Source organism: [Micrococcus luteus] ATCC 49442 (assembly GCF_010367585.1).
GTDB classification, from domain to species: Bacteria; Actinomycetota; Actinomycetes; order Actinomycetales; family Micrococcaceae; genus Arthrobacter; species Arthrobacter luteus_A.
In genome coordinates, this window is record NZ_JAAAXP010000001.1 from 4,341,339 (window position 1) to 4,354,221 (window position 12,883).

12 protein-coding genes are annotated in these 12,883 nt (G+C 66.5%); 8 read left to right on the forward strand and 4 right to left on the reverse strand.

The genetic code is table 11. From position 1 onward, the window contains the following. Positions 1-5: 5 nt before the first annotated feature. From GUV69_RS19755 to GUV69_RS19765, 3 genes are all read right to left on the reverse strand, one after another. Positions 6-1,598: a serine/threonine-protein kinase gene (locus GUV69_RS19755; protein WP_244292803.1), complete on the reverse strand. Its 1,593-nt coding sequence runs from the start codon at positions 1,596-1,598 to the stop codon at positions 6-8. Positions 1,599-1,613: 15 nt separating this feature from the next. Then, a complete protein-coding gene (locus GUV69_RS19760; RefSeq protein ID WP_164205494.1) occupies positions 1,614-3,209 on the reverse strand; it encodes a zinc ribbon domain-containing protein in 1,596 nt (531 codons plus the stop codon). Positions 3,210-3,645: 436 nt separating this feature from the next. Further along, positions 3,646-4,875, reverse strand: a complete 1,230-nt coding sequence (locus GUV69_RS19765) for a carbohydrate-binding module family 20 domain-containing protein (RefSeq protein WP_164205495.1) — start codon at positions 4,873-4,875, stop codon at positions 3,646-3,648. A 120-nt stretch (positions 4,876-4,995) separates the two neighbouring features. On the opposite strand from GUV69_RS19765, the gene GUV69_RS19770 reads away from it, so the two are divergent. The 5 genes from GUV69_RS19770 (at position 4,996) to GUV69_RS19790 (ending at position 8,371) form a co-directional block, all read left to right on the forward strand. Further along, positions 4,996-5,304 carry a hypothetical protein gene (locus tag GUV69_RS19770; protein ID WP_164205497.1) on the forward strand — a complete coding sequence of 103 codons (309 nt, stop codon included), beginning with the start codon at positions 4,996-4,998 and terminating at the stop codon, positions 5,302-5,304. Between the two features lie 222 nt (positions 5,305-5,526). Further along, complete coding sequence (locus GUV69_RS19775) at positions 5,527-6,729, forward strand: acyltransferase family protein (RefSeq protein ID WP_244292804.1); 1,203 nt, start codon at positions 5,527-5,529, stop codon at positions 6,727-6,729. Positions 6,730-6,734: 5 nt separating this feature from the next. After that, positions 6,735-7,169, forward strand: coding sequence for a YkvA family protein (locus GUV69_RS19780; protein WP_164205500.1), 435 nt, complete (start codon positions 6,735-6,737; stop codon positions 7,167-7,169). Positions 7,170-7,277: 108 nt separating this feature from the next. Then, the gene (locus GUV69_RS19785) at positions 7,278-7,946 is read left to right on the forward strand and encodes a hypothetical protein (RefSeq protein WP_164205502.1); all 669 of its coding nucleotides are present in this window, start codon (positions 7,278-7,280) and stop codon (positions 7,944-7,946) included. Positions 7,947-7,963: 17 nt separating this feature from the next. Next, positions 7,964-8,371 carry a nuclear transport factor 2 family protein gene (locus GUV69_RS19790; protein ID WP_164205504.1) on the forward strand — a complete coding sequence of 136 codons (408 nt, stop codon included), beginning with the start codon at positions 7,964-7,966 and terminating at the stop codon, positions 8,369-8,371. Between the two features lie 23 nt (positions 8,372-8,394). On the opposite strand, the gene GUV69_RS19795 is transcribed toward GUV69_RS19790, so the two are convergent. Further along, on the reverse strand, positions 8,395-8,859 hold the full coding sequence (locus GUV69_RS19795) for an Lrp/AsnC family transcriptional regulator (RefSeq protein WP_164206817.1): 465 nt from the start codon (positions 8,857-8,859) through the stop codon (positions 8,395-8,397). A 160-nt stretch (positions 8,860-9,019) separates the two neighbouring features. Here GUV69_RS19795 and GUV69_RS19800 point away from each other — a divergent pair, with 160 nt between their 5' ends. From GUV69_RS19800 to GUV69_RS19810, 3 genes are read left to right on the forward strand one after another with little or no spacing between them, the layout of a single operon-like run. Further along, a complete protein-coding gene (locus GUV69_RS19800) occupies positions 9,020-10,237 on the forward strand; it encodes a thiamine pyrophosphate-dependent dehydrogenase E1 component subunit alpha (RefSeq protein WP_164205506.1) in 1,218 nt (405 codons plus the stop codon). After that, entirely contained in the window at positions 10,237-11,349 is a 1,113-nt protein-coding gene (locus GUV69_RS19805; RefSeq protein ID WP_164205508.1) for an alpha-ketoacid dehydrogenase subunit beta, read from the forward strand. Before GUV69_RS19800 ends, GUV69_RS19805 begins: the two co-directional genes overlap by 1 nt. Positions 11,350-11,351: 2 nt before the next feature. Next, positions 11,352-12,845, forward strand: a complete 1,494-nt coding sequence (locus tag GUV69_RS19810; protein ID WP_164205511.1) for a dihydrolipoamide acetyltransferase family protein — start codon at positions 11,352-11,354, stop codon at positions 12,843-12,845. Positions 12,846-12,883 lie beyond the last annotated feature (38 nt).

Genomic DNA, 12,883 nt, shown 5'->3' on the forward strand with positions numbered 1-12,883 from the left:
GTTCCTCACTTTGTTCGAAGAGACCCGGCCACCTGGTCGAACACTGCGGTCTGCTGTTCGAACAGTGGCGACGGAGCGAAGAACACCAGCAGCTGGACCGGAACGGTCTCAACAACAAAGACGTGGACCTGCAGGGTGACTGTGGCGGACAGGGGCAAGGTTCCCTCCATGCCCTGGGCGCGGACCTGTCCCAGGGTGACCGGCCCCCGGTCCACTAGGCGCGCATCCCTGCCCGGCAGCAGGGCTTCGGCGGTGTCCACTCTCGCTGCCGGGCTTTGCCCGCTGAGCCCTGCAGGCTGATGGTAGATGGCCAGGCCGACGACTTTGCTGGGTTCGGCAGCGGTCCGGGCAGCCCTCTCCAAGGCATTCGGTTCATCGGCAAAGAGGGCTGTGAGGTCGGCGCTGGACATCACCGTGAGAGTGCTGTTGCCGGCCTCGCGGGTTCTAATGGTCCAGCTCTCCGGGACCTCCAAGGTGTAGGGAATGGCCTCGGTGCTTAGCGTTTGCGGCCCCTTCTCGGCCAGAAGCCCCGGCAGCACCAGCCCCGCCAGGAGCAGGGCGACGGCGAGTCCCGCCACGGTCAGCCAGGTAGCGGCCGACCTGGCCCGGGTATTGAGGCGATGCCGGTGGTGGGATCGGCTGACCCGGCTTTTTTTGGGGGCTGGCGCAGTTCCGGGGGCGTCAGGGGAAACCGGTTCGGCAGCAAGCGGTGCGGCCTGTTTTTTGCCGCCCGGCGGACGGATGCGGGGACCGGCGGCGGCCGGCTCGGACATCATGCCGATGAGTGCTCCGCAGGTAGGCGGGCGATCATCCGGCAGTTTGGCCATGCCGGCCCGGATGGCCTCCTCGACGCCGGCGCGGATCTCCGGCCGTTCGCTGCGCAGCAGCGGCGGTTCCTCAACCATGTGCGCCCAAAGCTGCGCCGCGTCGTCGTCGTGATCAAACGGCGGGTGACCCGCGAGCAGCGTATAGGCGACGCACGCCAGGGCGTACACATCGGCGCGCCCGTCGACGTCCTGGCCACGGATCTGTTCGGGAGCCACATAATCCAGCGTGCCCAGAAAGTGACCAACGGTGGTGACCCCTGTAGCGGAGGTGGTGCGCTTGGTGAGGCCAAAATCGGTGAGGTACACGTGGCGATGAGCCTCGGCAGTGCCATTGGACAGCAGGATGTTGCCGGGTTTCACGTCACGATGAACCAGACCGGCCTGGTGAGCTGCGTCGAGGGCTGCGGCGGTGTCGGAGAGGATCCGAAGGGCTTCGGGCAGGGGGAGGGAGCCGCGTTCCTGAAGCTCAGCTTTGAGATCCGTGCCGTGGACGAAGCGCATGGCAATGTACAGGAGCCCGGCCGACTCCCCGGCGGCATACACCGGCAGGATATTGGGGTGGTCCACAGAAGCGGCCAGCCGGGACTCGCGGACAAAGCGCTGCCGGAACTTGTCATGCGCCGAAAGCTCGGGGGCCAGCAGCTTGAGTGCGACAGGGCGGCCGAGCTGAACGTCGAGGGCACGATAAACCACACCCATGCCGCCGCGGGCGATGAGGGACTGGACGGTGTACCCGGCGAACTCCGTCCCGGGCGCGAGATCAGTTTGCACGTGCTCCACGGCAGGTCACCCCACTGGCTGCCCGCAGCCTGTGCAGAACCGTGCGCCGGGCTGCACCGGCTCGCCGCAGTGGGAACAGGACCCCCGGGGTTGTCCGCTGGCCTCCGGTGTGGCGGGGGCAGCACGCAGGGCGAATGGACCGGCAGCCCGGGTTTCGTCAGCGCCGTCCTGCTCTGGCCTGTTCGGCTCCGAACCGGATTGGGCGGCTCCTTCCCGCGGCGTCTGCGCCTGCCCGCGGTCGGTCCCCGGCGGTGCAGCAGTTGTGGTCAGCCCCCGGTCCGCAGCCGGCCCACCGACGTTTCCCGCCGCCGTCGTCATGCCCGTGTCCGGGCCGTGGCGTCCGCCAGTACGCTCGGAATGAACGCTGCCGGACGAGACTGCCGGTTTGCGCCGGCGCATTGTCAGGGCAGCCACGATGCCGCCAAGGAGCAGGACGCCGGCAAGTGCCGCAAGGAGCACCATGGACATCGGAACACCGGCGTCAGCGGCGGAACCATCGGCAGTTGGCTGCTCGGTGGGTTGTTGATTCCCCATTGCCTTCGCCTCTTCAAGGCGGGTGGCCGCCAATGCCGAGTCGTAGTACGTCAGCGCCTCCTCAAACGCGCTCACTGCCGACCCGCCCTGGTTTCCGGCCGCGAGGTGATCCACGCCGCTGCGGAACACAACATCGAACTTCGATCGCGAGGCTTCAACCTTCGCCGCCGCCATGGCGGATTGAATGGCGGCCGCCGGCTGCAAGACCGCCCTGCCGTCATCCTGACGGGGACCGGCCAGGCCGAGCACCTGCCCGGTGGCACCATCGATCACCGGCCCGCCGGAGATTCCCGCGTCCAACAGTGCCCCCAGGTCCTGCTCCGACGCGATGCGGCCCGCAGCAGTGTCCACCGATACCGGAACCTGGGCCGGGGGCTCGGTGGGTGTCGGCTGCCCTACGAACCCCAGCAGCAAGCTCCCGGCAGCCGGTACCGTACCTGGCGGTGCCAGCGTGGCTGTTGGTGCTCCGCCGCCGCCAGTAATTTGTAACAGTGCAACGTCCTGGGGATTGGACGGCTTGTTGAGCAGCTCGGCCACCACACTGCCAGGCTCCGAGGTGTAGGTCCGGATGCGGTACTGGGGAACCTTAAAAAGGACGCAGTGGCTAACCAGGTTGTAGCAGTGCTGCAGGTGCGGTGCCCAGTATTCGTCCGGAGTTGTGCCGCGCCGCTGCGGATTGCCGTCATTGCCGACAATCGGTACTCGGATCACATTGTTAAAGAGATCGTTGGCGCTGTTGACGGCAACCGTCCCTTCGTCCAGAGCCAGATTCTCCCAAGTGGTGGCCACTATCCCGTCGGCCGACACCAGGACGCCGGTGCCGGATCCCAGCGGCACTTCGGACGTGCCGCGCCTGATATCGGCCATCCCCGTCGAGGCATCGACATGCGCAATCTCGGAGAGCGCAAAAAGCTCGATGCGAACCAGCGCAGCCTTCGCCCCCTCCGTGCCGCTGTTCAGCGAGACTGCGGGGGAGGGGGACGGCGTCGGGCCAGGACCAGCGCTCCCTGTCAGCGCGCTGACGGCCAAGATCCCTGCCACGATGATGCAAATGCGCCTGTACAACATGAGGAGCCTCTCATTGGGAAAAGGCGGGGCAGTTCATAACCTCTCAGGTCAGCACATGCTGTGCGTCCGGGATGGGTGCCGGGGAGCCGCCGCGGGGCGCGCTCTTCGGGGCTTCCGCAGCCCCGAGCAGTGAGGGCAGGTGTTTGCCTTGCCAGAAGGCCGTTGCGTGGCGCGGGGATGTAATCCGTCCCGCGACAGGGAACCGAGAGTTGTCAGCTGATTGGACAGGCTTCGCGTAGTTCTTTCTGCCCTGATAATGAAAATCCCATGGTGAAATCCTGAAACAGCCGCGAAGCAGTAAATGAGGTTAAAAATCTCCTCAGTTAACTTTTTACCGGCAGCCGTAAACATCGGAAAACCATGCTGTCAGAACAACTTTGTCCATCGAATTACTGTAAACCCGACTGTCCTCGCCGCTCAAGGCTTGGCTGCTCTATTATGGAATGCCCCACACGTCCGGGCCAGGCCTAAACATGTCACTCTGCCGGTAGAAAGAAGCCGGCATCTGAGCACTTATCCGTCTGGTGCACGGCTCCCAGACAATGGATCCCTCCTGGTCCGGGATGAAGAAATATCTGGCTTCGACGTTCTCCTCGTCCAGAACCTGGATGACGGCCTCCATCGTTTTTCTTTTGAGAGTCCACACCGTAGACGAAATGGTGCTTTCGGATCTGGGCCGGGGAGTCAGTTGAATCCCTGACGCCGGCTCCCACCCGCCAAGTTGGGGAGACGAACCCACCACATAGGTTCGGCCCGGCCGGTTCACCCAGGGACCGTCGGCAATGGAGAAGTGCAGTGTCTTGAGGGAGCGAAGCATCGTGCGGGCACCAAGACTCATGGCTGGATCCGGGTGGTCAAGGTCCACAGCGGCGCCGCCTCCCGGCGTGCTGAACAGGAGTTCTCCGCTGCGGCCGAGTTCCACCCTGCTGGGCGCAGCAGGCCACGGCGTACCCGCACCGAGGGGGATGGACCGCTTCCGAAGGTCCAGGGCGTCATACCGGGCCTCCACCAGCCGCTGTACCACGGGGACTATTTTCTCCACGGGAGCGAAAACCCGCTTAAGCCGCAGATCTATGCCGACAAAGTCCCCCGCATCCGCGCGACGCGGGATTTTATCCGGGAACTGGTTCAACGAAACGCGGAACGCTTCGATGGCCTCGGAAACTGCCAGGTCGCTGTCCGGCAGGGACCGTTCGATCCACCGAACGGCATCGTCACGTTGCCCCAGGAACGCGTAAACGCCGCTCAACTCCTGGGCGGCCAGGGAACGTTGGCCCGGGCCTGAGGCAGCGCCCCAGGCTTCGTAAAGTAGCTGTCTGGCTGCCTGCAGTTCTTCGGCCGCTCTTTCCGGATGGAGCGCTGCATCTTCCATATGCAGCCGTGCTGCCCGAGCGGGTCCTTCCTGCAGGAACCGCACCCGTGTGTCGATGCCACCTGCCAGAGATTGAATATCGCGCGCCAGCAGTTCCACTTTTTGCGTTGCCTCCTGCTGAGCAGGAAGAAACTGCTTTAGCAGCTGTTCGGCAGCCTGCTTTGCCGCCGCCTCAGCGGGGCCGGCAAGCGGGCTGGCCGGCCCGCCTGCTGCCAGGCTGGCCGCTGCCCCCGCCGCGGAAGCCACTCCCGCGCCCAACAGGCGAAAGAGAAGATTCGGCCAAGAAGTTGGCATGCCCCCTCCTGACAGAGGATCGGTGCTGTTGGTCCATGCTTGACCGCCTTGATGGGGCTGTCAACAGACAGCGTCCGCTACAAGTCCCCTGTCCTGCGCAAGATCTGAGAATCACGCCCCATGCTTGACCTGAAGCAGTCCGCTGACCCGCAGCACGCTGAACGGAGGGAAGCCGGAGACTCGACGCAGATCGGGCTGGCCCACCGCGTCTGCAGCCTGGGCCTGGACAGGCTGGTGGGTGAACGAACGGAGGGCGGCCCGGAGGCGGTGGGCCTGCGTGTGTACGAAACCACCGACGGTGCTGCCACGGCCTTCTTTGACGTGGACGAAAGTGCTGAGGGAAGCGTGCGACTGGTTCAAATTCTGCCGGTCAAACAGAGTTGGGTCTGTTCCGAGTCCCTGCGCTCAACTTTGAGGCCCTGTGGGTAAGCCACGAAGTCGGTGAGGGGGACCTGCTGCTGCCGTTGACGGACGTCGGCACGCTCAGCATGGGCTCGGAATAAGGCTATGAGGATGCCCTCAAAGCCCTCCGAGACGCGGCCCGTCCATTGGCGGATATGGACGACACGATGGGTGCTTAGCGCCGGAGCCGGGCTGGGGGTTCCCAGCCCGGCTTTGGCACGTTACCAAAACGTTATGTACGCTGGATGAGTGAATTTCTGGTCAAGTAGTGGAATCCCCTCAACAGCAAAGGGTCCGGTTGCCCCGTCAAACGGGCTGATCTCCGGGCGCAAACACGCCTTGGACGGGCTGCGCACCATCGCCGTGATCGGTGTCTTTCTCTTTCATACCGTGACCGAGCTCGTCCCCGGCGGATCGATCGGCGTGGACGTGTTCTTCACGCTCAGCGGCTTTGTGATCACCCTCCTGATCCTGAAGGAGTACCAGGCCACGGGCCGGCTGAAGCTGGGCGTCTTCTACGCCAAGCGGCTCGCCCGGCTCTGGCCGGCGCTGCTGGCCGTGTGCGCAGTGGTTGTTGCCGGGGGACTGGCCTTCCCCCAATCAGGGTGGGGCGGCCAGGCCGCCAACGCCGTGCCGGCGGCCGGCTACGTGATGAACCTGTCCAACTTCGGCATGTTCGGCGCCTCAACCGGCGGCAACGCGCTCAGCCCCACCTGGACCCTGGCCGTCGAGGAGCAGTTCTACCTGGTCTGGCCGGTGCTCCTGCTGGTCATGCTCCGGTTCTGGACCCTCCGCACCGTGGTCCGGCTGACCGCCGTCCTAGCCGCCGCGTTCCTGGTCCTCCGGTTCATCCTGGTAGCAGTGGGCGCTCCGCTGGCCCGGCTCTACAACGGGCCGGACACCCGGGCCGACCAGCTCCTGCTCGGGTGCGTCATGGCCCTGCTGTTTGCCTCCATCAGCCACGGTTCACGGGTGCACACCTCCCTGCAGTCCGGTGCGCGCTGGGCCGGACCCGTCGCCGGCGCCGCCCTGGTGGCCGCCCTGTTCTGGCTCGAAGAGCCCACCACGCCCGGCGCCTGGTTTGAGGTCTTCTGGACGTTCGGGCCCACGGTTCTGGCGCTGCTGGCCGCGGTGGTCATCGGCTCGATGGTCCTGCGCCCTGCCGGCCTCGGCTCCCGGATCCTGAGCCACCCCTGGCTCGCCAACCCCGGCCGCGACCTCTCCTACGCCGCCTACCTCTGGCACATGCCCATCTACCTCCTGCTGATACCACTGGTCCCGTCACTCTGGGCGCGCGTGCCGCTGGCCGCGGCGCTGACCGCGCTGATGGCGTACCTGTCGTTCCGCTATGTTGAGCGCCCCATCCGGCGCTGGGCCTCCACAAGGCTGGAGCCCGACGTCGCCCGTCCTGTTCCGGGGCGCACCCGCGAGCTGGTGAAGACCGGGAAGTAGGGGCCGTGCAGTGGTGGGAGACGCTCCTGGGCATCGCAGCCGGGCTGCTGGCCGCTTACGCGATTCTTCTGCTGGGTCTGTGGTTCTATGCCAGGTCCCACCCGGAAACGGTGGGCATGCGGGATGCGTTGCGGCTGCTGCCGGACGTGCTGCGCGTGCTGAGGCGGCTGGGAGCCGACCCGTCAGTGTCCCGCAGGGCGAGGGTCAAGCTGTACCTGCTGCTCGGCTACCTGATCCTGCCGCTGGACCTGGTCCCGGACTTCCTGCCGCTGATCGGCTATGCCGATGATGTGATCATCATGGCCCTGGTGTTGCGCTCCGTAGTCCTTTCGGCAGGGCCGGACGCCCTGCGGCGGCACTGGCCCGGCACCCCGGCCGGGCTTGCCGTCGTCGAACGCATCGCCGGCCTCCCGGCACCCACCACGGAAGACCCGCGATAGGGACACCGTGGAGCCGGGGCTTTGTGCCCTACACCCCGTTCCGGCCCGGAGCTAGCCTGAAGGGAGCAGTGCGGCACTGCCGCCTGCCCACCCTTCAGGAGGCGGAAAATGGACTCGGCTAAAGCAAGCATTATTGCGGGCATCGTCCTGATGGCGATGGGACTGCTGTTCCTGGTGGACCGGCTTGGCATTGCGGACAGCGGCGTCTACGTGCCAGCCCTCATGTTCGCCGCGGTGGGAGCGGTGTTCCTGGCCATCTTCTTCCGCAGCCGGGAGCACTGGTGGGCGGCGATCCCCGGCTCGGTCTTCCTGGGCCTGGCCGCGGTCATCACCGCCACGCAGGTGATCCCGGGCGGCGCGGGCGGGGCGTACCTGTTCCTGTTCATGGCCGCGGGGTTCGCTGCGGTGTATGTGCGGCAACCGGACAACTGGTGGGCGGTCATCCCGGCCGGGGTGATGTTCACTCTGGCCATCATCGTGGCCCTCCCGCAAGCGCTGCACGGCACCGCCGTGGCCGCCGTCCTGTTCCTCGGCCTGGCCGCAACCTTCGGCATTCTCTCCCTCATTCCGGTGCGGACGTCCGGCCACGCGGGCCGGCTGATGTGGCCCCTGGTTCCGGCCGCCGCGCTCGGCCTGCTGGGCGTGATTTTCGCCCTCCAGGCCACGGCGCAGCTCATTCCCGTGGACTTCGCCGTCCCCGCCGTCATGATCCTGGCCGGGATCGCGTTGCTGGTCTACGCCTACCGGGTCCGCGACCGCGGACCCCGGACGCACTAGGTACGGGGAGGTGAAAAATGCTTGAGGAAGCCGAACTCCTGCAGGCTCTCCGGCGTCACTGGGATTACACAGGCAAAGACGAGGACGTCGCCCAAGAGATCTACCATGACGACGCCGTGCTCGAGTTTCCCCAGTCCGGTGAGCGCTTCGAAGGCGTGGAGAACTTCCGCGAATGGCGCCGGCAATATCCAGCGCAGCTCAAGTTCCACACCCGCCGGATCACCCATCGTGCCGACCTGGTGGTTGTGGAGAACCTGATCAGCTACGACGGCGGGCCCTGGATGTTCACCGTCAACCTGTTGGAATTCCGGGGAGACCGGGTGGCGCACGAGCGGATCTACATCATGGACGGTTGGGAGGCCGCGGAGTGGCGCGCCCCCTGGCGCTCCCAACGGCCCGCTGACCCTCCGCCGCCCGACCCCTAGCTCTACGGTGGCCCGTGGACGCGCTAACGCGTATCCACGTCCTCAAACACCAGGAACGTCTGGGTGTCCAGGACGCCGGGCATGGACTGGAGCTGGTCGAAGATCACCCGGCGCAGGTCGATGTTGTCGATGGCACGCACCAGCAGGATGACGTCGAAGTCACCGCCCACCAGCGCGATGTGGTGGATCTCGGGGATGGCGCGGAGCTGTTCGCGCAGCTCGCGCCAGGAGTGCTGGCTGACCTTCAGGGTCACGTAGGCGGAGGATTTGAGCCCCGCTTTGATGGGGTCCACCAAAGCCGTGAACTTGGTCAGCACCCCTTCACCGGTGAGCCGCGCGATCCGCGTGTAGGCGTGGGCGCGGGAGATGTGGACGTTCTCCGCCACCTGGGTGACGGACATCCTGCCGTCGCGCGTGAGCTCGGCGATGATCCTGCGGTCCACGTCGTCCAGGGGTGCCGTCTCGGTCCGCTCTGGTGTGCCTGCCAATTTGTCCACAGCTCCTTGCCGTAGTGCCGCCCGAAGTGACGATTCGTCTTTCAGAATAGCGCTGCGGAACTGACTTCTCCACGATTCAGCTCAGGTCTGGATACGAAACGCGCGATAGGCAGATACTGGGAGTGAATAGTGCCTATTGAAGGACGGACCAATGACGATCTCCGCAGACCACTCTGCGCCGGACCAGGCCCAGCGGCTGCCGGCCGAAGATGCCGTAACCGAAGCTGTCCGGAAGTTCGGCATCACCGCCGAGGATTACATGCTTCCCGCCCGCCACCAGATCCAGATGGTGGACCCGGACGGACGCCTCAACCCTGAAGGCGAGCAAGGCACCGAACCCGGCCACGAGTATCCGCTCCCCGCCGATAAGGAACTGCTGGCAGCATACGAACGGCTCGTCGTCGGACGCCGCGTCAACGACCAGAACTCGGCGCTCGTCCGGCAGGGACGCATGGCCGTGTACCCCTCCAGCCACGGGCAGGAGGCCTGCCAGGTGGCCGCCGCCCTGTGCCTCGCCGAGGGTGACTGGCTGTTCCCCACCTACCGCGACGCCGTGGCGGTGATGACCCGCGGCGTTGATCCCGTGCAGACCATGACCATCTTCCGCGGCGACTGGCACAGCGGCTACGACCCCGCCAAGTACAAGGTGGGCATCCAGTGCACCCCGCTGACCACCCAGCTGCTCCACGCCGTCGGGGTTGCCCATGCGGCCAAGCTCCGCGGCGAGGACACCGTGGTCATGGCGATGTGCGGCGACGGCGCAACCAGCGAAGGCGACTTCCACGAGGCCCTGAACTTCGCCGCCGTCTTCCACCTGCCGGTCATCTTCTTCGTCCAGAACAACAAGTACGCCATCTCGGTGCCGCTGGCGCACCAGTCCGTGGCGCCGTCGCTGGCGCACAAGGCCGTGGGCTACGGCATGGCGGGCGAACGCGTGGACGGAAACGATGTGGTGGCCCTCTTGGCCGTCCTGGACCGCGCCGTTGCGCTGTGCCGGGACGGCTCGGGTCCGCTCCTCGTGGAGGCGAACACCTACCGGATGCAGGCCCACACCAACGCCGACGACGCCACCCGCTACCGCCAGGACAGCGAGGTTGCCGAGTGGCTGGCCAAGGATCCGATCAGCAGGATGCGGACCTACCTCACCGACCGCGGACTGCTGGACGACGACGGCGCGTCCCGGATCGCTGCCCGCGCTGAGGATGTTGCCGCGCAACTGCGCGAGGGGCTGGGTGAGGAGGTTCCGGTGGATCCGCAGGATCTCTTCCGCTACGTCTTCTCCGAACCCACGCCCCAGCTTAAGGAACAGTCCGCCCTGCTCGCCGACGAACTTGCCCGCGAAGCCTCGTCCTCGAAGGAGGATTCCTGATGAGTCCGACCATTACAACGTCGTCCGAAGCGAACGGCAACGTCAGCGCGGCCACCGCGCGGGCTGCCGCGTCCGCCGCTTCTGCGGCCGAGGCGTCCGGCCCGCAGTCCGTCACCATGGCGAAGGCCCTCAACACGGCGCTGGTTGATGCGATGCAGGCCGATCCAACGGTCTTGGTCTTCGGCGAGGATGTGGGCCTCCTGGGCGGGGTGTTCCGCATTACCGACGGGCTGACCGCCACGTTCGGCGAGCAGCGGTGCTTTGACACTCCGCTGGCCGAGTCCGGCATTGTGGGCATGGCCGTGGGGATGGCCATGAACGGGATGCGCCCGGTGGTGGAGATGCAGTTCGACGCGTTCGCCTACCCGGCGTTCCAGCAGATCGTCAGCCACGTGGCCAAGATGCACAACCGCACCAGGGGCGCCCTGAAGCTGCCCATGGTGATCCGCGTTCCGTACGGCGGCGGCATCGGGGGAGTGGAGCACCACTGCGATTCCTCTGAGTCCTACTACGCCCACACGGCCGGCCTGAAGGTGTTCGCACCGGCCACGGTGGCCGACGGCTACCGGATGCTGCGCGAAGCCATCGATTCGGACGATCCCGTCATGTTTATGGAACCCAAGAAGCTCTACTGGTCCAAGGACATGGTGGACTTGGCGGATCTCCGGTCCGCCCACTCCGCCAACGCCCAGGCGGGGACGTCCTCGGAAGGCCGGGCCGCCGTCGCGCGTTCCGGCACTGACGCGACGCTGATCGCGTACGGACCGTCCGTCCCCACGGCGCTCGCCGCGGCGGCAGCCGCAGCGGAGGAGGGCCGCTCCCTGGAAGTCATCGACGTGCGCTCGATCGTGCCGTTCGACGACGAGACGGTGTGCGCGTCCGTCCGCAAGACCGGCCGGGCCGTGGTGATCGCCGAAGCGCACGGCTTCGCGTCCGTGTCCTCCGAGATTGTGGCGCGGGTCCAGGAACGCTGTTTCCACTACCTCGCCGCACCCATCCGCCGTGTGACGGGCTTCGACGTCCCGTACCCGGCACCGAAGCTTGAGCATTACTACCTGCCCGGCGTGGACCGAATCCTCGACGCCGTTGACGACCTCCAGTGGGAGAACTGACCATGAGCGACACGCAAGTATTCCGCCTGCCCGATCTCGGCGAAGGCCTCACCGAAGCCGAACTGGTCAACTGGCTGGTGGCCGTGGGCGACGAGATCCGCGTGGACCAGCCCATCGCCGAAGTGGAGACGGCCAAGTCTGTGGTGGAAGTGCCCTCGCCCTACGCCGGCACTGTCCTGGAGCTCCACGGCGAGCCCGGGCAGACGCTGGACGTGGGGAAGCCGCTGATTTCGGTGGCGCCGGTCGGAGCCCGTGCGGATGATGCCGCCCCCGCCCCTTCGCCGGACGGCAGTGCTGCAAGCAGCATGCCGTCCGGCTCCGGAAGGCCCGATGCCACTCCCGGGGCGGCATCATCCGCGCCCGCTGCGGTAGCCGCCAATGCCTATCGGGAAGAGGAAAAGGCCGGGTCCGGGAATGTGTTGATCGGTTATGGCACTCCCGGCGGCGAGGGCCAGTCGCGGCGCTCGCGGGCTCCGCGGGTGTCCACCGCAGCGGCAGAAACGCAGGACGTTGACCTCTCGCTGCTCCGCACCCGGGTGCCCGGGAAGCTCGGCGCGGTCATTTCGCCGCTGGTCCGGCGGATGGCCCGTGAACACGGCGTGGACCTCGGCGAGCTTCACGGCTCGGGCGACAGCGGACTGATCATGCGCCGGGATGTCGAGGCAGCGATCCCCAGCCGCGCCCTGACCCCGGAAGCCCGGCCCGAAACCCCTGAGGCCCCGGCCCCACGCTCGACTCCTGAGGCTCGATCGCCGGAGGCGACCAGCACGGATGCCCGCACGGGCCTCGGCGTTTCCGCCCGGACGCCCGTCAAAGGTGTCCGTAAGGCCGTTGCCGCGAACATGGCCCGCAGCCGGCAGGAGATTCCGGAGGCCACGGTCTGGGTGGACGTGGATGCCACGGCGCTGGTGGAGCTCCGCGCCGGGCTCAAAAAGGCCGACTCGCACGCGGCGACGCCAGGCCTTCTCGCCTTCATCGCGCGTTTTGTCACAGCCGGGTTAAAACGCTTCCCCGAGCTGAACACCCGCATCGAGACAGGTGACGACGGCGCCCAGGAGATCGTGTCCTTCGCCGGCGTCAACCTTGGGTTCGCGGCCCAGACGGACCGCGGACTGATGGTTCCCTCCATCCGGAACGCGGACAAACTCAGCGCCCGCGAACTGGACGGAGAGATCCGCCGGCTCACCGCCGTCGCACGCGAAGGAAAGGCGATCCCGGAGGAACTGGGCAGCGGCACCTTCACGCTGAACAACTACGGTGTGTTCGGCGTGGACGGCTCCGCGGCCATCATCAACCACCCCGAGGTGGCGATCCTCGGCGTGGGGCGCATCATGGACAAACCGTGGGTGGTGGGCGGGGAGCTCGCGGTCCGCAAGGTCACCGAACTGACGCTCACGTTCGATCACCGCGTGTGCGACGGCGGCACCGCGGCCGGGTTCCTCCGGTTCGTTGCCGACGCCATCGAAAACCCGGGTTCGGTGCTTTCGGACCTGTAAAGCGCGGGAATTAGCCCTCCTCCACGCCAACTTCGGTC